General features: G+C 57.1%; 19 protein-coding genes. 15 read left to right on the top strand and 4 right to left on the bottom strand.

What is annotated here, in order from left to right; genetic code table 11:
• Positions 1 to 96 precede the first annotated feature (96 nt).
• The 10 genes from accD (at position 97) to hisP (ending at position 9,345) form a co-directional block, all read left to right on the top strand.
• A complete protein-coding gene (gene accD / locus AB6T85_RS19715; RefSeq protein ID WP_125288276.1) occupies positions 97 to 1,005 on the top strand; it encodes an acetyl-CoA carboxylase, carboxyltransferase subunit beta in 909 nt (302 codons plus the stop codon).
• 63 nt (positions 1,006 to 1,068) lie between these two features.
• Positions 1,069 to 2,328: a bifunctional tetrahydrofolate synthase/dihydrofolate synthase gene (gene folC / locus AB6T85_RS19710; RefSeq protein WP_369896414.1), complete on the top strand. Its 1,260-nt coding sequence runs from the start codon at positions 1,069 to 1,071 to the stop codon at positions 2,326 to 2,328.
• A complete protein-coding gene (gene dedD / locus AB6T85_RS19705) occupies positions 2,318 to 3,037 on the top strand; it encodes a cell division protein DedD (protein WP_253459733.1) in 720 nt (239 codons plus the stop codon). The genes folC and dedD overlap by 11 nt, the downstream gene beginning before the upstream one ends.
• 337 nt (positions 3,038 to 3,374) lie before the next feature.
• Positions 3,375 to 3,860 carry a colicin V production protein gene (cvpA, locus tag AB6T85_RS19700; RefSeq protein ID WP_125288273.1) on the top strand — a complete coding sequence of 162 codons (486 nt, stop codon included), beginning with the start codon at positions 3,375 to 3,377 and terminating at the stop codon, positions 3,858 to 3,860.
• 36 nt (positions 3,861 to 3,896) lie between these two features.
• Positions 3,897 to 5,414, top strand: coding sequence for an amidophosphoribosyltransferase (gene purF / locus AB6T85_RS19695; protein WP_125288272.1), 1,518 nt, complete (start codon positions 3,897 to 3,899; stop codon positions 5,412 to 5,414).
• An 87-nt stretch (positions 5,415 to 5,501) separates the two neighbouring features.
• Positions 5,502 to 6,071 (top strand): UbiX family flavin prenyltransferase, encoded by a 570-nt coding sequence (locus tag AB6T85_RS19690; protein WP_301730506.1) that lies wholly within the window; start codon positions 5,502 to 5,504, stop codon positions 6,069 to 6,071.
• Positions 6,072 to 6,300: 229 nt separating this feature from the next.
• Positions 6,301 to 7,080: a lysine/arginine/ornithine ABC transporter substrate-binding protein ArgT gene (gene argT, locus AB6T85_RS19685; RefSeq protein ID WP_253459738.1), complete on the top strand. Its 780-nt coding sequence runs from the start codon at positions 6,301 to 6,303 to the stop codon at positions 7,078 to 7,080.
• Positions 7,081 to 7,166: 86 nt separating this feature from the next.
• Entirely contained in the window at positions 7,167 to 7,853 is a 687-nt protein-coding gene (locus tag AB6T85_RS19680) for a histidine ABC transporter permease HisQ (RefSeq protein WP_369896413.1), read from the top strand.
• Positions 7,850 to 8,566 carry an ABC transporter permease gene (locus tag AB6T85_RS19675; RefSeq protein ID WP_301251938.1) on the top strand — a complete coding sequence of 239 codons (717 nt, stop codon included), beginning with the start codon at positions 7,850 to 7,852 and terminating at the stop codon, positions 8,564 to 8,566. The genes AB6T85_RS19680 and AB6T85_RS19675 overlap by 4 nt, the downstream gene beginning before the upstream one ends.
• An 8-nt stretch (positions 8,567 to 8,574) precedes the next feature.
• Positions 8,575 to 9,345 (top strand): histidine ABC transporter ATP-binding protein HisP, encoded by a 771-nt coding sequence (gene hisP, locus AB6T85_RS19670; RefSeq protein ID WP_253459747.1) that lies wholly within the window; start codon positions 8,575 to 8,577, stop codon positions 9,343 to 9,345.
• Between the two features lie 5 nt (positions 9,346 to 9,350).
• Here the strand turns inward: hisP and AB6T85_RS19665 are convergent, their stop codons facing one another.
• The gene (locus AB6T85_RS19665; protein WP_253459749.1) at positions 9,351 to 10,244 is read right to left on the bottom strand and encodes a TIGR01777 family oxidoreductase; all 894 of its coding nucleotides are present in this window, start codon (positions 10,242 to 10,244) and stop codon (positions 9,351 to 9,353) included.
• Between the two features lie 163 nt (positions 10,245 to 10,407).
• On the opposite strand from AB6T85_RS19665, the gene yfcF reads away from it, so the two are divergent.
• Entirely contained in the window at positions 10,408 to 11,055 is a 648-nt protein-coding gene (yfcF, locus tag AB6T85_RS19660) for a glutathione transferase (RefSeq protein WP_301251935.1), read from the top strand.
• Between the two features lie 92 nt (positions 11,056 to 11,147).
• Positions 11,148 to 11,666 (top strand): NUDIX hydrolase YfcD, encoded by a 519-nt coding sequence (gene yfcD / locus AB6T85_RS19655; RefSeq protein ID WP_125288264.1) that lies wholly within the window; start codon positions 11,148 to 11,150, stop codon positions 11,664 to 11,666.
• Positions 11,667 to 11,704: 38 nt separating this feature from the next.
• Here yfcD and AB6T85_RS19650 read toward each other — a convergent pair whose 3' ends face one another.
• From AB6T85_RS19650 to ackA, 3 genes are all read right to left on the bottom strand, one after another.
• On the bottom strand, positions 11,705 to 12,703 hold the full coding sequence (locus tag AB6T85_RS19650) for an APC family permease (protein WP_253459757.1): 999 nt from the start codon (positions 12,701 to 12,703) through the stop codon (positions 11,705 to 11,707).
• Between the two features lie 290 nt (positions 12,704 to 12,993).
• Complete coding sequence (gene pta, locus AB6T85_RS19645; protein ID WP_253459759.1) at positions 12,994 to 15,138, bottom strand: phosphate acetyltransferase; 2,145 nt, start codon at positions 15,136 to 15,138, stop codon at positions 12,994 to 12,996.
• Between the two features lie 122 nt (positions 15,139 to 15,260).
• Entirely contained in the window at positions 15,261 to 16,463 is a 1,203-nt protein-coding gene (gene ackA / locus AB6T85_RS19640) for an acetate kinase (RefSeq protein ID WP_253459762.1), read from the bottom strand.
• Positions 16,464 to 16,795: 332 nt separating this feature from the next.
• Between ackA and yfbV the strand changes: the two genes are divergently transcribed.
• The 3 genes from yfbV (at position 16,796) to AB6T85_RS19625 (ending at position 18,556) form a co-directional block, all read left to right on the top strand.
• The gene (gene yfbV, locus AB6T85_RS19635; protein WP_253459766.1) at positions 16,796 to 17,248 is read left to right on the top strand and encodes a terminus macrodomain insulation protein YfbV; all 453 of its coding nucleotides are present in this window, start codon (positions 16,796 to 16,798) and stop codon (positions 17,246 to 17,248) included.
• Positions 17,249 to 17,388: 140 nt separating this feature from the next.
• Positions 17,389 to 17,883, top strand: a complete 495-nt coding sequence (locus AB6T85_RS19630; protein ID WP_301251980.1) for a YfbU family protein — start codon at positions 17,389 to 17,391, stop codon at positions 17,881 to 17,883.
• 13 nt (positions 17,884 to 17,896) lie between these two features.
• The gene (locus AB6T85_RS19625) at positions 17,897 to 18,556 is read left to right on the top strand and encodes a sugar phosphatase (protein WP_301251932.1); all 660 of its coding nucleotides are present in this window, start codon (positions 17,897 to 17,899) and stop codon (positions 18,554 to 18,556) included.
• The last annotated feature ends 8 nt before the right edge of the window (positions 18,557 to 18,564 follow it).

The raw sequence follows: 18,564 nt of genomic DNA, 5'->3' as shown, positions 1-18,564 counted from the left end.
GCAAAACGGTTTTATGATGTAATACCGCCTAATTCTCAGGCGATAATCTGTGTTAAGTATCTGATTTAGCACAATAAACAACATAACAGGTCATCAATGAGCTGGATTGAAAGAATTCTCAACAAGAGCACAATCACCCCATCGCGCAAAGCCAGCATTCCGGAAGGCGTCTGGACCAAATGCGACAGCTGCGGCCAGGTTCTCTACCGTGCCGAGCTGGAACGCAATCTGGAAGTTTGCCCGAAATGCGATCACCATATGCGTATGCACGGACGTGACCGTCTGCACAGCCTGCTGGACGAAGGTTCGATGACCGAACTGGGCAGCGAGCTGGAGCCGAAAGATGTGCTCAAGTTCCGGGATTCCAAAAAATACAAGGATCGTCTGGCCGCGGCGCAGAAAGACACCGGCGAGAAAGACGCGCTGATTGTGATGAAAGGCACGCTGCACGGCATGCCGGTTGTGACGGCCGCGTTTGAGTTCTCCTTTATGGGCGGCTCAATGGGCTCCGTGGTTGGCGCTCGCTTTGTGCGTGCCGTTGAGCAGGCGCTGGAAGACAACTGCCCGCTGATCTGCTTCTCCGCCTCCGGCGGCGCCCGTATGCAGGAAGCGCTGATGTCGCTGATGCAGATGGCGAAAACCAGCGCCGCGCTGGCGAAAATGCAGGCGCGCGGTCTGCCTTATATCTCCGTGCTGACCGATCCGACCATGGGCGGCGTTTCCGCCAGCTTCGCCATGCTGGGCGATCTGAACATCGCCGAGCCTAAAGCGCTGATCGGCTTTGCCGGCCCACGCGTGATCGAACAGACCGTGCGTGAAAAACTGCCGCCGGGCTTCCAGCGCAGCGAATTTTTAATCGAGAAGGGCGCTATCGACATGATCGTGCGCCGTCCGGTGATGCGCTTTAAGCTCGCCTCCGTGCTGGCGAAGATGATGAATCTGCCGGCGCCGCAGGAAGAGCGCGTGCCAGAGGTGGAAGAGGCGCCACAAAGCCCTGAAGCCTGACCGATGTCCGAAAGGGCGCGCGTCGCCCTTTCACCAATGAACCGTAACTTGTGAACGGGATACATGGATACTCTTCCTCAAGCCACGTCGCCTCTGGCCACGTGGCTTCATTATCTTGAGAATCTGCATTCTCAGGCTATCGAACTCGGGCTGGCGCGCGTTCAGCGCGTCGCCGCACGGCTTGACCTTCTTAAACCTGCTCCGTTTGTTTTTACCGTCGCCGGCACCAACGGCAAAGGCACCACCTGCCGGACGCTGGAAACGCTGCTGATGGCCGCCGGCTATCGCGTCGGCGTCTACAGCTCGCCGCACCTGGTGCGCTATACCGAACGCGTGCGCATTCAGGGGCTTGAGCTGGCCGAAGCGGAGCATACCGCCTCATTTGCCGATATTGAAAAAGGGCGCGGCGACACTTCGCTGACCTATTTCGAGTACGGTACGCTTTCCGCGCTCTGGCTGTTTAAGCGTGCGCAGCTTGATGTGGTGATCCTGGAAGTGGGGCTGGGTGGCCGCCTGGACGCGACCAATATCGTGGATGCCGACGTATCGGTAATCACCAGCATCGCGCTCGATCATACCGACTGGCTTGGCCCGGATCGTGAAAGCATTGGCCGCGAAAAAGCGGGCGTCTTTCGTGGCGGCAAGCCTGCTATCGTTGGCGAACCTGATATGCCGCATACCATTGGCGAAGTGGCCGATAAGCTGGGCGCGCAGTTATTGAAGCGTGGTCGCGACTGGTCTTACCGCGTTGGCGAGCACGACTGGAGCTTTACCGACGCGCAGGGCACGCTGAACGGCCTGCCGATGCCGCAGGTGCCGCTGCCGAATGCCGCCACCGCGCTGGCCGCGCTGCGCGCATCGTCGTTAAAAGTTGATGACGCCACGCTTTACGAGCTGGACAAAGCGATTTTGCCCGGTCGTTTTCAGACCGTTGCACAATCGCCGCGCATTATTCTGGATGTCGCGCATAATCCTCATGCGGCTGGCTACCTGGCCGAACGCCTGGGCGAGCTGCCGAAAGCCGGAAAGGTCCATGCGGTGGTCGGCATGCTGCACGACAAAGATATCGCCGGGACGCTGGCCTGCCTGGCGCCGCAGGTCGACTACTGGTACTGCGCGCCGCTGGCAGGGCCGCGAGGCGCAAGCGCGGAGCAGCTGCTGGCGCATTTGCCGGGCGCGCAGGCCTGTGCCAGCGTGGCGGCGGCGTTTGACCAGGCGCGGCGACAGGCCGGGCCGCAGGATATCGTGCTGGTGTGCGGTTCTTTCCACACCGTAGCGCAGGTAATGGAAACGATGGAAACGGAGAGTGGCAGTGGCAAGTAAGTTTCAAAATCGTTTGGTCGGAACGGTGATCATCGTGGCGCTGGGCGTTATCGTGCTGCCGGGCCTGCTGGACGGTAAGAAAAAGCACTATAAAGAAGAGTTCGCCGCGATCCCGCTGGTGCCTAAGCCTGGCGATCAGCAGGAAACGGAGATGGTGCCGCCGGTCACGCAGTCGCTGCCAGCCCAGCCGCCGGAAGGCGCAGGCACAGCGATAGCGGGCCAGACCAATGAAAATACCTCGCAGGCTGAAAGCGGCTCTACCGCGCCGCAGGCGGGCAACCAGCCGACCGTGGTGTCGCCGCCGCCGGTAAGTCATGTGGTGACGGAAAAACCGGTCGAAAAACCCAAAGCGCAGCCAAAACCCGTAGAGAAGCCGAAGGCGGAACCTAAGCCGGTAGCGAAGCCGGAAACCAAACCGGAACCGAAACCGGAGCCGAAGCCCGTACAGCAGGAGAGCGCGCCGGCAGGTCAGGCGTGGGTCGTGCAGCTGGGGGCGCTGAAGAACGCCGCTAAGGTTAACGAAATCGTCGCCTCGCTGCGCCTTTCCGGCTATCGCGCCTTTACGGTGCCGTCAACGCCGGTGCAGGGCCAGATTACCCGCGTTTATGTCGGGCCGGACGCTTCAAAAGCGAAGATGCAGGCCGCCGTGGGCGAGCTGAAAGGCATCTCCGGACTGAGCGGCGTGGTAAAGCCTTATAGCGCACGTTAGATTGTTGCTATCGCAGCAAGAGACGGCGCCTTTCAGGCGCTGAAATCGGGCTGTCGTTGTGCCGTTTCAGGCGAGGCGGTAGCCCGTAAAACAAAGTAAATCAAACAGTTGCCGGGACGAGTCGGCCAGCCTGTTTTCCCGTTATCTCTGCAGGTTTTGCGCTGGTTTTTTTCACGCCCGGTTTTCATCAGGACGGTTAAGGAAAAGCTACGCAAACGTTTTCTTTTTCTGTTAGAATTCGCCCCGAACTCAGGTTGTGTCCCTGTGCTGCCCGTGCCGACGCGGCAGACAGCAGAGGGATGCAGCCTGATCAGAGGCACAGTCGCTGGAAGAGTTCATGGTCTGGATAGATTACGTCATTATTGCGGTTATTGGTTTTTCGGCTCTTGTCAGCCTGATCCGCGGGTTCGTTCGGGAAGCACTTTCGCTCGTCACCTGGGGTTGCGCATTTTTTGTCGCCAGTCATTATTACTCCTTCCTTGCTGTCTGGTTCACAGGTTTTGAAGACGAACTGGTTCGAAATGGAATCGCCATCGCGGCATTGTTTATCGCCACGCTGATTGTCGGCGCGATAGTCAACTATGTGATTGGCTCGCTGGTTGAAAAAACCGGCCTGTCGGGAACCGACAGGGTGCTGGGAGTCTGTTTCGGGGCATTACGCGGCGTACTGATTGTGTCGGCCATGCTGTTTTTCCTTGATACCTTCACCGGCTTTTCCAAAAGCCCGGACTGGCAGCAGTCCCAGCTGATTCCCCAGTTTAGCTATATAATCAGGTGGTTTTTTGACTACCTGAAAAGCACGTCGAGTTTTTTACCCCGGTAATTGAGCCGGGGTTGCGGCTTATGAGGAAATGACCACATGTGCGGTATTGTCGGGATCGCCGGTTTTATGCCGGTCAACCAGTCGATTTATGATGCGTTAACGGTGCTGCAGCACCGTGGCCAGGATGCCGCAGGCATCGTTACCATTGATGCCCTGAACTGCTTCCGCCTGCGTAAAGCAAACGGCCTGGTGAGCGATGTTTTTGAAGCCCGCCATATGCAGCGTTTGCAGGGCAATATGGGGATCGGCCACGTCCGCTACCCGACCGCCGGAAGCTCCAGCGCTTCTGAAGCGCAGCCCTTCTACGTTAACTCGCCTTACGGCATTACGCTTGCGCACAACGGTAACCTGACCAACGCCCACGAGCTGCGCAAGCAGCTGTTTGAAAGCGGCCGCCGTCACGTGAACACCACTTCCGATTCGGAAATCCTGCTGAATATTTTCGCCACCGAGCTGGATCGTTTTCAGCACTATCCGCTGGAAGCGGAGAATATTTTCGCGGCGGTGGCGGCGGTGCACCAGCACGTGCGCGGCGCTTATGCCTGCGTAGCGATGATTATCGGCCACGGCCTGGTCGCCTTCCGCGATCCCAACGGCATCCGTCCGCTGGTTATCGGCAAGCGCGCAATGAAAGACGGCCGCAGCGAGTATATGGTGGCTTCCGAAAGCGTGGCGCTGGATACGCTGGGCTTTGAGTTCCTGCGCGACGTGGCGCCGGGCGAAGCGGTTTACGTCACTGAGAAAGGGCAGCTGTTCACCCGTCAGTGCGCGGAAAACCCCAAATGCAACCCGTGCCTGTTCGAGTACGTCTATTTTGCCCGCCCGGATTCCTTCCTGGACAAAATTTCCGTATACAGCGCCCGCGTGCGCATGGGCACCAAGCTGGGCGAAAAGATTGCCCGCGAATGGGAAGACCTGGATATTGACGTGGTGATCCCGATCCCGGAAACCTCCTGCGATATCGCGCTGGAAATGGCGCGCATTCTGGACAAGCCTTACCGTCAGGGTTTTGTGAAAAACCGCTACGTGGGCCGCACCTTTATTATGCCGGGCCAGCACCAGCGCCGCAGCGCGGTGCGCCGCAAGCTGAACGCCAACCGCGCGGAATTTCGCGGTAAGAACGTGCTGCTGGTGGACGATTCCATCGTGCGCGGCACCACGTCGGAACAGATTATTGAAATGGCGCGCGAAGCCGGGGCGAAAAAAGTCTATCTGGCTTCCGCCGCGCCGGAAATCCGCTTCCCGAACGTCTACGGCATCGATATGCCAAGCGCGACCGAGCTGATTGCGCACGGGCGGGAAGTGGACGAGATCTGCAAGCTGATCAAAGCCGACGCGCTGATTTTCCAGGACCTGGACGATCTGATTGAGGCGGTGCGCGAAGAAAATCCGGATATTGCCCAGTTTGAATGTTCGGTGTTTAACGGCGTCTACGTGACGAAAGATGTCGATCAGCGCTATCTGGAGCATATCCAGTCGCTGCGCAACGACGACGCAAAAGCGCTGGCGCGCCAGAACGAGGTCGAAAACCTGGAAATGCACAACGAGGGCTGATGCGCTCGCCGCTTTCCTGGTATCATGGGTCGGAAGCTATTCCGGCCCATTTTTTTTGGGCCGGCCCCAGGAAGGTTAAGGATTATTATGAAACGACTTATCATCGGCATTTCGGGCGCCAGCGGCGTAATTTACGGCATTCGCACGCTCCAGATACTGCAACAGGTCGACGAAGTGGAAACGCATCTGGTGATGAGCCAGGCCGCGCGGCAGACGCTGGCGCTGGAAAGCGACTATTCCGTGCGCGACGTGCAGGCGATGGCGGATGTGGTGCATGACGCGCGCGATATCGCCGCCAGCATCTCTTCCGGCTCGTTCAAAACCGACGGAATGGCTATCCTGCCCTGTTCAATGAAAACGCTGTCCGGCATCGTCCACAGCTACAGCGACGGTCTGCTGACGCGTGCGGCGGACGTGATCCTGAAAGAGCGTCGTCGTCTGGTGCTCTGCGTGCGGGAAACGCCGCTGCATCTGGGCCATCTGCGGATGATGACCACGGCGGCGGAGCTGGGCGCGATTATCATGCCGCCCGTACCGGCCTTCTATCATCGTCCTGAGAACGTCATGGACATCGTTGACCAGACGGTCAACCGCGTGCTGGATCAGTTTGATATCGAGCTGGATAACGATCTTTTCACGCGCTGGCAGGGTGCATAGAAGCCTGTGTCCTGCGCTTTTTTGGTGCGCCCGCTCCCATAAACACGCTTTGCGTGCAGAAAATGCACCAAAGCGAGGCATTCTTCTTCCATAATCCTGCTGTCGGGTCGCGTTTTTTTAACTTCTTTATGCGCCGGTGCGCTTTCGTGACCCTCTGGTAAAGGTGGCATGAAAGCTGCACGTCTTTACGCTGGCCCCTCCATAATAAAAGTGACTCTGAGGATAATCTATGAAGAAGCAGGTGATGGCTCTTTCTCTGCTGCTGGCGTTCTCTGCCGGTAGCGCGCTGGCCGCCGTGCCCAAAACGCTGCGTATCGGCACCGACCCAACCTATGCGCCGTTTGAATCCAAAAACGCGCAGGGCGAACTGGTGGGCTTTGATATCGACCTTGCCAACGAGATCTGTAAGCGTATGGCAACGAAATGTACCTTCGTCGAAAGCGATTTCGACGCGCTGATCCCGTCGCTGAAGGCGAAAAAAATCGATGCGATTATCTCTTCGCTTTCTATTACCGAAAAGCGTCAGCAGGAGATCGCCTTCTCTGAAAAACTTTATGCCGCCAACGCCCGCCTGATCGCCCCTAAAGGTGCCAAAATCGAACCGACCGTGGCGTCGCTGAAGGGCAAAACTATTGGTTTGCTGCAGGGCACAACGCAGGAAACCTATGCCAACCAGTACTGGCGCACGCAGGGCGTAACCGTAACGCCTTATGCCAATCAGGATTTGGTTTATCAGGATCTGACGGCGGGACGTATCGACGCCGCGTTTCAGGATGAAGTGGCCGCCAGCGAAGGCTTCCTCAAGCAGCCCGTTGGTAAAGACTACGCTTTTGCCGGCCCGGCAGTGAAGGACGAAAAAATCTTTGGCGTCGGCACAGGTATGGGGCTGCCGAAAGAAAGCACCGAGCTGAAAGCCGCTATCGATAAAGCCGTGGCGGCGATGCGCCAGGACGGCACCTATGACAAGCTGGCGAAAAAATATTTTAACTTTGACGTCTACGGCGGCTAAGAAAACCTGTCAGGGGGCGGCGCTGGCGGCCCCCGATTTGCCCCCGGCGTTGGGGCAAACGCCTTAAATCAGACAGGAAACTCCTTATGCTGTATGGCTACTCTGCAATCATTTTCAAAGGCGCGATGGTGACGCTGGAGCTGGCGCTCTGTTCGGTGCTGCTTTCGGTGGTGCTGGGCCTTATTGGCGCGGGCGCAAAGCTTTCCGGCCGTCGTCCGCTGGCAATGCTGTTTGAAAGCTACACCACGCTGATCCGCGGCGTGCCCGATCTGGTGCTGATGCTGCTGATCTTCTATGGGCTGCAAATCGCGCTTAACCAGGTTACCGAGCTGATGGGCCTCAGCCAGTTTAATATCGATCCGATGACGGCGGGCATTATTACGCTGGGTTTTATCTACGGCGCCTATTTCACGGAAACGTTTCGCGGCGCCTTTATGGCGGTATCGAAAGGGCAAATCGAAGCGGCCACCGCGTTCGGTTTTACCGCGTCGCAAACGTTCCGCCGCATCCTGTTCCCGGCGATGATGCGCTATGCGCTGCCCGGCATCGGCAACAACTGGCAGGTGATCCTCAAGGCGACCGCGCTGGTGTCGCTGCTGGGGTTGGAGGATGTGGTAAAAGCCACGCAGCTGGCGGGCAAAAGCACCTGGCAGCCGTTTTATTTCGCCATCGTCGCCGGTGTGGTTTACCTGATTTTCACCACGCTTTCTAACGGCGTGCTGTGGTGGCTTACGCGTCGCTACTCCGTGGGCGTGAAAAGGGCGGACTTATGATCGACATTTTGCAGGAATACTGGAAGGCCCTGCTGTGGACGGACGGCTACCGCTTTTCCGGCGTGGCGATTACGCTCTGGCTGCTGATTATCTCCGTGGCGCTGGGCGGCTGTCTGGCGATACTGCTGGCGATCGCCCGCGTGTCGTCCATTAAAGCCGTACGCTTTCCGGTCTGGCTGTTTACCTATCTGTTTCGCGGCACGCCGCTGTATGTCCAGCTGCTGGTGTTCTACTCAGGCATGTATACGCTGGACGTGGTTAAAGGCAACGATCTGCTGAATACCTTTTTCCGCAGCGGCCTGAACTGTACGCTGCTGGCGCTGACGCTGAATACCTGCGCCTACACCACGGAAATTTTCGCTGGCGCCATCCGCGCCGTGCCGCATGGTGAAATCGAGGCGGCGCGCGCCTATGGCTTCTCTACCTTTAAGCTCTATCGCTGCATTATTCTGCCTTCGGCGCTGCGCATCGCGCTGCCCGCCTACAGCAATGAGGTAATTTTGATGCTGCACTCTACGGCGCTGGCCTTTACCGCGACCGTGCCCGACCTGCTGAAGGTCGCGCGCGATATCAACTCCGCCACCTATCGGCCTTTCGTTGCTTTCGGCATCGCGGCGGCGCTGTATCTGATTATCTCTTATGTATTGATTAGCCTGTTCCGCAGGGCGGAAAAACGCTGGCTGGCGCATATGAAACCTTCATCGACCCATTGAGTAGACCTATGTCCAATAAACTAAACGTCACCGAGCTGCATAAACGCTATGGCGATCATGAAGTGCTGAAGGGCGTCTCGCTTCAGGCAAAGGCGGGCGATGTCATCACCATTATTGGCTCTTCCGGCTCGGGGAAAAGTACCTTTTTGCGCTGCATTAACTTTCTGGAGAAGCCGAGCGAAGGCTCTATTGCCGTTAATAATCAGCTGATTAATCTGGTGCGCGACACCGACGGCCAGCTAAAAGTCGCCAATAAAGAGCAGCTGCGGGCGCTGCGCACCAGCCTGACGATGGTGTTCCAGCACTTTAACCTCTGGAGCCATCTGACGGTGCTGCAAAACGTGATGGAGGCGCCCATCCAGGTGCTGGGCCTGAGCAAGGCCGAGGCGCAGTCGCGGGCCATTCGCTATCTGGATAAGGTCGGCATCGACGAGCGCGCGCGGGCAAAATATCCGGTGCATCTCTCCGGCGGCCAGCAGCAGCGCGTTTCCATTGCCCGCGCGCTGGCAATGGAGCCGGAAGTGCTGCTGTTTGATGAACCAACCTCGGCGCTCGATCCGGAGCTGGTGGGCGAAGTTCTGCGGATTATGCAAAAGCTGGCGGAAGAGGGCAAAACCATGGTGGTAGTGACGCACGAAATGGAATTTGCCCGCCACGTCTCCAGCCACGTGATTTTTTTACATCAGGGCCGGATAGAAGAGCAGGGGCCGCCGGAGGTGCTGTTTAACCATCCGCAAAGTCCGCGGCTGCAGCAGTTTTTAGCGGGCGCATTGAAATAGGGCCGTTACACCACGTCCGCCAGCGCTTCGTCCAGCTGATACCAGCGAAAGCTGAAGCCTGACGCTTCCAGCCGCTTCGGCAACACGTGCTGACCACCCAGCACCAGCACCGCGGATTCGCCCATCATCAGCTTAATCGCGCTGGCGGGCGTGCGCATAAAGGCTGGTCGGTGCAGCGCATGACCCAGCATGGCGGCGAACTGCTCGTTGCGTACCGCGTAGGGCGAAACCATATTGAACGGCCCGCGTAGATCCGGGTTATCCAGCAGCCACAGGATCGCGTTCAGCATATCGTCCAGGTGGATCCACGGCATATATTGCTGTCCGCTGCCAAGGGGGCCGCCGATGCCCAGTTTGAAGGGCAGCTTCATTTTGCTCAGCGCGCCGCCGGTTTTAGCCAGCACGACGCCGGTACGCAGCAGGCAAACCCGTGTTCTGTCGCTGTCGGCCGCCATCGCCAGCGCTTCCCAGTGCGCGCACAGCTTATGGGTAAATTCCGCATGGCCGGGATCGTCTTCAGTGATCACCACATCGCCGGTATCGCCGTAAAACCCCGTTGCCGAACCGGAGATAAAAACTTTCGGCGGGGTCGTACTGGCATTGATCAGCGTGGCCAGCTTTTCGGTCATCTGCCAGCGGCTTTCACAAAGATGCTGCTTTTGCTGTTCGGTCCAGCGCTTGTCGGCGATAGGCTCGCCGGCCAGGTTGATAACGGCATCCACGCCGTCAAGGTTACGCTGCTGATCCAGCCCGGACCACAGGCTAACCTTTTCCCCCAGTTTCTGCCGTGCGCTGACGACGTCGCGCGTGACCACGCTCACGCTGTCGCCCCGGGATAGAAGACGAGGGATCAGATGGCTGCCGATCAGACCGGTGCCGCCCGTGAGTAAAATGTGCATTTTTTTCTCCTCAAAGGGTGTCGTCAATGCCATAAGCTTAGGCGAAGTTGACGGGAAAGCGCGACGCGCGTCGGCAAAGTAACCGACGCCGGTCAGGAGAGATTGCCTTCTGTTAAAAAAATGGGTAAACAGGTTGCAGACGCCGCCTGATAAGGAACCGAGGATGAATTATCCCAACGTTGTTTTGTGGTCAGATGCCTGTTTTTTTAGTCCCTATGTGATGTCTGTTTTTGTGGCGCTCAGCGAAAAGGGGGTGCCTTTTTCAGTAAAGCGTATCGATCTGGCCAGCGACCAGCACCTTGAGGCGGGCTATGGCGCGCTGTCGCTGACGCGCCGCGTGCCCACTTTGCAGCTTGATGATTTTATGCTTTCTGAATCCTCCGCCATCGCCGAATATCTGGAGGAGCGCTTTCCTGCGCCGGAGTTTGAACGGCTTTATCCGCAGGGCCGGGAAAAGCGCGCCAGGGCCAGAGAGATCCAGGCCTGGCTGCGCAGTGATTTTCTGCCGCTTCGCCAGGAGCGCCCCACGGAAGTTCTGTTTGCTGGCGAAACCTTTGCGCCGCTGTCGACGGCGGCGCAGCGCTCCGCTAATAAACTGATAAGCGCCGTTGAAAAGCTGCTGCCGTCGGGCCAGCAGAATCTTTTTGGCGAGTGGTCGATAGCGGATACGGATTTAGCGATAATGATTAACAGGCTGGCGCTGCATGGCGACAGCGTACCGGCGCGCGTGGCGGATTACGCTCATTTTCAGTGGCAGCGGGCGTCGGTGCAGCTTTGGCTGTCTGAATCTTCTAAAGATACCGCAGAATGACACAGCGGGATCAGTATCTTAAGGCGACCCGTGGCAGACTGCGCGGGCAGGCATCAACGAGCGCGAAGGCGCCAGAAAAGTAAGGGTTGGGGATGGTGGAGCAAGACAGCGGCACGGAGTGGGTGGATATCGTTAACGAAGATAACGAGGTAATCGCGAAGTCCAGCCGGGCGCAGATGCGGGCGCAATGTTTACGTCATCGCGCCACCTATATCGTGGTGCATAACGGCGCAGGCAAGATCCTGGTGCAGCGCCGGACGCAGAACAAAGACTTTATGCCGGGAATGCTGGATGCAACCGCTGGCGGCGTAGTACAAAGCGGCGAAGAGATGCTGGAGTCGGCGCGTCGGGAAGCAGAAGAAGAGCTGGGCATTGCCGCTGTACCTTTTGCGGAGCATGGTCTGTTCTATTATGAAGACCAGCACTGTCGCGTGTGGGGAGGCCTGTTTAGCTGCGTGTCTCACGGCCCGTTCGCGATGCAGGAAGAAGAGGTCGAAGAGATATTCTGGATGACGCCGGAAGAGATCACTGGCCGCTGCGACGAGTTTACGGATGATTCGCTGAAAGCGCTGTCGCTGTGGCTGAGCCGCAACGGCGAGCAGAATCGCTAAAAAAAAGGCCGCATAAGCGGCCTTTTTAGCACTGGTGATTAGCGAGTTTCGCGTACGGCCAGGCGGGGCTGTGTTTTACGACCCAGCATACCCATCCAACCTGCGATCGCGGCTTCCACCAGCAGCGTGATCAGGGCGATCCAGCTGGCTTTTGCCGTAGCGGCGGCGGCTTGCTCACCGGCTTCACGGGCTTTCTGCTCCGCTTGTTTTTTCAGTTCCTGATATTTCTGGTAAGCCTGCTCGTAGCTCTGTTGCGTCTGAGCAACGATCTGATCGACTTCCTGATCGCTCTTACCAGTACGGGCTTTAACGATGTTTTTCAGCGCGTCAACGTCGGCAGCCTGAAGGGTAGCCTGGTTACGCTGCACGACGCCTGAGAACCAGCTGGCTAAATCGGTATCGGCATTCTGCTGATCTTTGGCAGTGTCCTCAGCCTGATTTTGCGCGGTATCGGCTTCTTTATTAGCGTCCTGCTGCAGTTTTTCCGGCTGCAATTCTGGCTTGCCGGTCTGACGCAGCGTGGTTTCCAGCTCGTTTTGCAGATTGTTCAGGTCAATATTGTTTTCCTGCAGTTTCTGCTTAATGTTCTGGCCTACAGAAGGCGCTACGCTGGAAATACCGTTGCCCAGCATGTTGAAGCCGGAGCCGATCACGCTGGCAGTACCGCTAACGGCGCTGCTAAGCACAATAGCGAACAGCCACACGCAAACCAGCGTGTTCACGGCCCACATCAGTAATCCGTGCAGCGCGCCTTCACGCTGTGCCAGGCGGCCGGTGATATAGGCGCCCGCACCGACAGAGATCAGCATGCTCAGCCCTGTCCAGATAGTGGCGCCCGTGCCCAGGCCTTCAAGCGGATTTTGTTCTTTTAACGGATCGATCGTGGTCGCGCCAATTGCCGTACCCAGAATGGTTAGCAGCAAATAAATAACCACGGAAAGGATCACGCCTGCGAAAATAGCGCTCCATGAAATACGCTTTAGCGGAATGCCGCTATTTACTTCATTGTAAACCGGATGAACTTGGTGATCGCTCATGAGAGAACTCCCTTGCCTGATATAGGTGTTGTTCCTGAAGACATTATTATCAAAAAGACTCTGTCTCTTGCCATGATAAGCCTGGCACCGGAACCTGGATTCTACCAGGAATAATTTTATTCAGAATTTTTATTTTTTATATCAGAGAGTTGTGTGTTTTTTCTTTGCGTAAAAATGAATGTTCCAGGACGGGCGCAAATACCGGGGGTAATGTTATTCCGCCAGGATGACTTTTTTATTTCCGCAAAAAAAAAGCGGACCTTTCGATCCGCTTCAATTTAAAGTGCGTATTAACCTTCGGCCTGTTTCGCCTGAATGGCGGTCAGGGCGATAGTATAAACAATATCGTCTACTAACGCGCCGCGCGACAGATCGTTAACCGGCTTGCGCATACCCTGCAGCATCGGCCCGATGGAAATAAGATCGGCAGAGCGCTGTACGGCTTTATAGGTGGTGTTACCGGTATTCAGATCCGGGAAGATAAACACGGTGGCGCGACCGGCGACCGGTGAATCCGGCGCTTTGGATTTGGCGACGTCGGCCATAATCGCAGCGTCGTACTGCAACGGGCCGTCGATCACCAGATCCGGGCGTTTCTCTTTGGCGATGCGCGTAGCCTCGCGCACTTTTTCCACGTCGCTGCCCGCGCCGGAGTTGCCGGTCGAGTAGGAGATCATCGCCACGCGCGGCTCAATGCCGAAAGCGGTAGCGGAATCGGCGGACTGGATGGCGATTTCAGCCAGCTGCTCCGGATTCGGATCCGGATTGATGGCGCAGTCGCCATACACCAGCACCTGCTCCGGCAGCAGCATAAAGAACACCGAAGAGACCAGCGAACTGCCCGGCGCGGTTTTAATCAGCTGTAACGGCGGACGAATGGTGTTGGCCGTGGTGTGCACCGCGCCGGAAACCAGACCGTCCACTTCGCTGCTTTCCAGCATCATGGTGCCCAGCATCACGTTGTCTTCCAGCTGCTCCTGCGCCACAACCTCGGTCATGCCTTTGTTTTTACGCAGCTCCACCAGGCGAGGCACATAGTTTTCCCGCACCTGCTGTGGATCGACGATTTCGATGCCTTTGCCCAGCTCGACGCCCTGGGCGGCGGCTACGCGCTGGATCTCATCCGGATTGCCCAGCAGCACGCAGGTAGCGATGCCGCGTTCGGCACAGATAGCGGCCGCTTTAACGGTACGCGGCTCGTCGCCTTCCGGCAGAACGATGCGCTTGCGGGCATGGCGGGCCAGCTCGGTCAGCTGATAGCGGAAGGCCGGCGGCGACAGGCGGCGGCTGCGCTCGGAGGCGGCGGTCAGCGAGTCAATCCAGTCGGCGCTGATATGGCTGGCCACGTATTCCTGCACCCGCTCAACGCGTTGGGTATCGTCGCTGGGCACTTCCAGGTTAAAGCTTTGCAGGCTCAGCGAGGTCTGCCAGGTATTGGTTTTCACCATAAACACCGGCAGGCCGGTCGCGAAGGCGCGTTCGCACAGGCGCTGGATAGGCGCATCGATCTGATAGCCGCCGGTCAGCAGGATAGCGCCGATCTCCACGCCGTTCATTGCCGCCAGGCAGGCAGCCACCAGCACGTCAGGACGGTCGGCGGAGGTCACCAGCAGCGAGCCGGGACGAAAATGCTCCAGCATATGCGGCAGGCTGCGGGCGCAGAACGTCACCGACTTCACGCGGCGCGTGGCAATATCGCCTTCGTTAATAATCTGCGCATTAAGATGGTGGCACATATCGATAGCGCGGGTAGCTATCAGATCGAAGCTCCACGGCACGCAGCCCAGCACCGGCAGCGGACTGTTGACGGCCAGCTGCTGCGGATCGATATTGGCAATGCTGGCCTTGGTGGAGTCATCAAAAATTTCGGAAAGGTCGGGACGGGTACGGCCCTGTTCATCAACAGGCGCGTTCAGCTTATTAACGATCACGCCCGTGATGTTTTTATTTTTGCTGCCGCCGAAACTGCTGCGCGTCAGCTTGATACGCTCCTGTAGCGCTTCCGGCGAATCGTTGCCGGGCGACATCACAAAAACGATCTCCGCGTTCAGCGTTTTGGCGATCTCATAGTTCAGCGCCGTAGCGAACTGATGCTTGCGCGTCGGCACCAGGCCTTCCACCAGCACCACTTCTGCATCTTTGGTGTTCTCGTGGTAGCGCGCGATGATCTCTTCCATCAGCACGTCCTGCTGATTAGCGCCGAGCAGCGATTCCACGCGGCTCATCTGCAGCGGTTCGGCTGCCGGAATCGCGGAGTTTTTACGGATAATCAGCGTGGTCTGGTCAAGCGAATCGCCGCCGGTACGCGGCTGGGCGATAGGTTTAAACACGCTGAGACGGACGCCTTTACGCTCCATCGCGCGGATAACGCCAAGGCTGACGCTGGTAAGACCGACGCTGGTGCCGGTAGGGATGAGCATTATGGTACGAGACAAGGTAAACCTCTCATAATTAGACCCGTTATGCCGATGCTTTAGCGATAACTGCCGGAAAAACAGCGGCGGTGGGTTTCCTGATGTCTGAAACAGCACCGTCAGCCTGAGCTGACGGTGTGCACTTAAGCGGTTAAGCGGCTGGCGTCCTGCGCAATCACCAGCTCTTCGTTAGTCGGGATGACAATAGCAGGTCGGGTGCCTTCTTTATTGATAAAACCCGCTTTGCCGAAGCGAGCGGCCAGATTACGCTCATGATCGGGTTCAAAACCGAGCAGCGCCAGTTTTTTCAGCGTCAGCTCGCGCACCATTGCGGCGTTTTCGCCAATGCCGCCAGTAAAGATAACCGCGTCCAGCCGGCCTTCCATCAGCGCCGTATAGGAACCGATGTATTTGGCAAGGCGATGGCAATAAACGTCCATCGCGCGCTTAGCATCTTCTTTGGTGGTGTAGTTCTCTTCCACGTAGCGGCAGTCGCTGGTCACGCCGGTCAGGCCAAGCAGCCCGGACTCTTTGGTCAGCATTTTGTTGATGGCGTCAACGCTCATCCCCAGCGTGTCGTGCAGGAAAAACACAATCGCCGGATCGATATCGCCGGAGCGGGTGCCCATGACCAGGCCTTCCAGCGGCGTCAGGCCCATAGAGGTGTCCACGCACTCGCCGTTACGAATTGCGCTGACGGAACCGCCGTTGCCCAGATGACAGGTAATGATGTTCAGTTCATGCAGCGGCTTGTTAAGCGCTTTGGCCGCTTCGTGCGTGACGTAGTAGTGGCTGGTACCGTGAGCGCCGTAGCGGCGCACGCCGTGTTCCTTATATAAATGATAAGGCAGGGCATACAGGTAAGACTCTTCCGGCATGCTCTGATGAAACGCGGTATCGAACACCGCCACGTTTTTATCGGAAAGATGCGGAAAGTTTTTCATCGCTTCATCGATACCGATCAGGTGCGCCGGATTATGCAACGGCGCAAAAGAAGAGGCGTCTTTAATACCCTGAACAACGTCCTGGTCAATCACCACGGACTGGGTCAGCTTTTCGCCGCCGTGCACGATACGGTGACCTATTGCAGTAATTTGTGCAGACAGCGCTGGTTTTTGTGCCAGAATAGTTTTAACGATAAAGTTAAGAGCTTCACTGTGAGCTGCGCCAGCCCCCAGGGCCGCTTCCTGTTTTTCGCCTTCCAGTTTCCACTTGATGCGCGCTTCGGGCAGGTGGAAACATTCGGCTAAACCGGAAAGATATTCGTCGCCGTTTGCGGGATCAAGAATGGCGAATTTTAACGAAGAGCTACCGCAGTTCAAAACCAGAACTAACTTACTCGACATGGTAGGTCCTATTGGTTGAGGGTGGCGAAAAAAAACTCAATCAGACTATCAGCGTAGCGCATGAAAGCTGGTACATTATGATGAACATCATGCTGTCGGCATAATTTGTCCGAAAGCAAAAAAATTTCATAAAAACCCAAAGATTTTTTGAATTTGTGCGGGCCGGTCCGTGTGAGCTCAGCAGAATCGCAGCAAGCATGTAACAGCCATTCAACAATCGCGCACAGGATAACCAGAGTGCCTTGTAAAGACAAAATTTTTTGAAGGCTGTAAGGTAAAGTTGTTACGTGGTATTTTTTGTTTAATTTTTATCCGTGAAGTTGAGGTCAACCATGGCAAATGAATCCGGCACTGTCGGTTGGGTCAAGCTGTTTCAGAACGGGCAGCATTATATGAAGACGTGGCCAGCCGACAAGCGTCTTGCGCCTCTGTTTCCGGAAAACAGAGTTACCACGGCGACGCGATTCGGCATCCGTTTTATGCCGCCGCTGGCCGTCTTCGCCATGACCTGGCAGATCGCGTTGGGGGGCCAGCTTGGGCCTGCCGTCGCCACCGCGCTGTTCGCCTGTAGCCTGCCGATGCAGGGCCTGTGGTGGCTGGGCAAACGTTCCGCCACGCCGCTGCCGCCCACGCTGCTTAGCTGGTTTCACGAAGTGCGCGAAAAACTTCAGGCCGCTGGCCAGGCGCTGGCGCCTGTTGAAGGCAAACCTACTTACCAGGCTCTCGCCGACGTGCTGAAGCGCGCTTTCGGTCAGCTGGACAAAACTTTCCTCGACGATCTCTGAGTTCTACGGTTTTCGCCGCTGCGGCGGCGAAAAACTGCCCTGCATCAAAGAAGTAGCGGTTTGCTGTGCCTCGCCACAGCGCGTTATGCGATCCTTGCGCCATCCTTTCATTTTGTCCACCGTGACACCAGGAGTTGATGATGGAAATGAGCCATGCGCAGCGTTTAATCCTTTCTAACCAGTACAAGCTGATGAGCCTGTTGGATCCCGATAATCTTGAGCGCTATCGTCGTCTGCAAACGATCGTCGAACGCGGCTATGGCCTGCAAATGCGCGAGCTGGATCGCGAATTCGGCGAGCTGCCGGAATCCGTCTGCCGTACGCTGATTGATATTATGGAGATGCACCACGCGCTGCATGTGTCCTGGACAAATCTGAAAGATCCCGGCGAAATCGAAGCGCGTCGCCTGCAGTTTTTAGGCTTCGACGCCGCTACCGAGGCGCGATTCCTTGGCTACGTGCGGTTTATGGTACAGATTGAAGGCCGCTATACTCAGTTTGATGCGGGCAGCCACGGCTTTAACGCCCAGACGCCGATGTGGGAAAAGTATCAACGGATGCTGGCCGTATGGCACACTTGCCCAAGGCAGTATCATCTGAGCGCGAACGAGATCGCGCAAATCATCAACGCCTGAGAAGGAACATGTAGTGAAGTGTAAAGGTTTTCTGTTTGATTTGGACGGCACGCTGGTGGACTCTCTCCCGGTAGTCGAACGCGCCTGGGTAAACTGGGCCTCGCGGCACAACATCGCAGCGGATGAGGTGCTGAATTTTATCCACGGCAAGCAGGCTATCACCTCACTGCGTCATTTTATGGCCGGCGCGTCTGAAGAGGCCATCCAGCAGGAGTTTCTGGCGCTGGAAAAAATCGAAGCGGAAGATACTGACGGCATCGTAGCTTTACCGGGCGCGCAGGAACTGCTCGCCACGCTTAACGAGCTGCATATTCCGTGGGCTATCGTTACGTCCGGCTCTGTTCCCGTTGCTTCTGCCCGGCGTAAGGCGGCTGGCCTGCCGGAACCGGAGGTATTCGTCACCGCTGAACGCGTGCAAAACGGTAAGCCGGCACCGGATGCCTATTTACTGGGCGCCCAGCTGCTGGAGCTGGAGCCAGAAGAGTGCGTGGTAGTGGAAGACGCCGCTGCGGGTATCCTTTCCGGCCTCGCGGCGGGCAGCCATGTGATTGCCGTCAACGCCCCTGCCGGTTCACCTCGTCTGGAAGAGGTCGCCATGCAGCTCAGCTCGCTGGAGGAGCTGATCATCAATAAAAACGGTGACGGCACCATCGACGTGCATCGAAAGCACTAACTTATGAT

Origin of the sequence: Erwinia aeris (assembly GCF_041224955.1) — a bacterium.
GTDB lineage: Bacteria > Pseudomonadota > Gammaproteobacteria > Enterobacterales > Enterobacteriaceae > Erwinia > Erwinia aeris.
The sequence above is the reverse complement of the archived record's forward strand: the minus strand, read 5'-3'. Positions and strand labels throughout refer to the sequence as shown.

Bases quoted from the DNA above. Each gene is read 5' to 3' on its own strand.
- ackA (WP_253459762.1), bottom strand. From the start codon at position 16,463: ATGTCGAGTAAGTTAGTTCTGGTTTTGAACTGCGGTAGCTCTTCGTTA.
- yfcF (WP_301251935.1), top strand. From the start codon at position 10,408: ATGAATTATCCCAACGTTGTTTTGTGGTCAGATGCCTGTTTTTTTAGT.
- cvpA (WP_125288273.1), top strand. From the start codon at position 3,375: ATGGTCTGGATAGATTACGTCATTATTGCGGTTATTGGTTTTTCGGCT.
- yfbV (WP_253459766.1), top strand. From the start codon at position 16,796: ATGGCAAATGAATCCGGCACTGTCGGTTGGGTCAAGCTGTTTCAGAAC.
- argT (WP_253459738.1), top strand. From the start codon at position 6,301: ATGAAGAAGCAGGTGATGGCTCTTTCTCTGCTGCTGGCGTTCTCTGCC.
- purF (WP_125288272.1), top strand. From the start codon at position 3,897: ATGTGCGGTATTGTCGGGATCGCCGGTTTTATGCCGGTCAACCAGTCG.
- hisP (WP_253459747.1), top strand. From the start codon at position 8,575: ATGTCCAATAAACTAAACGTCACCGAGCTGCATAAACGCTATGGCGAT.
- yfcD (WP_125288264.1), top strand. From the start codon at position 11,148: ATGGTGGAGCAAGACAGCGGCACGGAGTGGGTGGATATCGTTAACGAA.
- AB6T85_RS19650 (WP_253459757.1), bottom strand. From the start codon at position 12,703: ATGAGCGATCACCAAGTTCATCCGGTTTACAATGAAGTAAATAGCGGC.
- AB6T85_RS19665 (WP_253459749.1), bottom strand. From the start codon at position 10,244: ATGCACATTTTACTCACGGGCGGCACCGGTCTGATCGGCAGCCATCTG.
- accD (WP_125288276.1), top strand. From the start codon at position 97: ATGAGCTGGATTGAAAGAATTCTCAACAAGAGCACAATCACCCCATCG.
- folC (WP_369896414.1), top strand. From the start codon at position 1,069: ATGGATACTCTTCCTCAAGCCACGTCGCCTCTGGCCACGTGGCTTCAT.
- AB6T85_RS19690 (WP_301730506.1), top strand. From the start codon at position 5,502: ATGAAACGACTTATCATCGGCATTTCGGGCGCCAGCGGCGTAATTTAC.
- AB6T85_RS19675 (WP_301251938.1), top strand. From the start codon at position 7,850: ATGATCGACATTTTGCAGGAATACTGGAAGGCCCTGCTGTGGACGGAC.
- AB6T85_RS19630 (WP_301251980.1), top strand. From the start codon at position 17,389: ATGGAAATGAGCCATGCGCAGCGTTTAATCCTTTCTAACCAGTACAAG.
- AB6T85_RS19680 (WP_369896413.1), top strand. From the start codon at position 7,167: ATGCTGTATGGCTACTCTGCAATCATTTTCAAAGGCGCGATGGTGACG.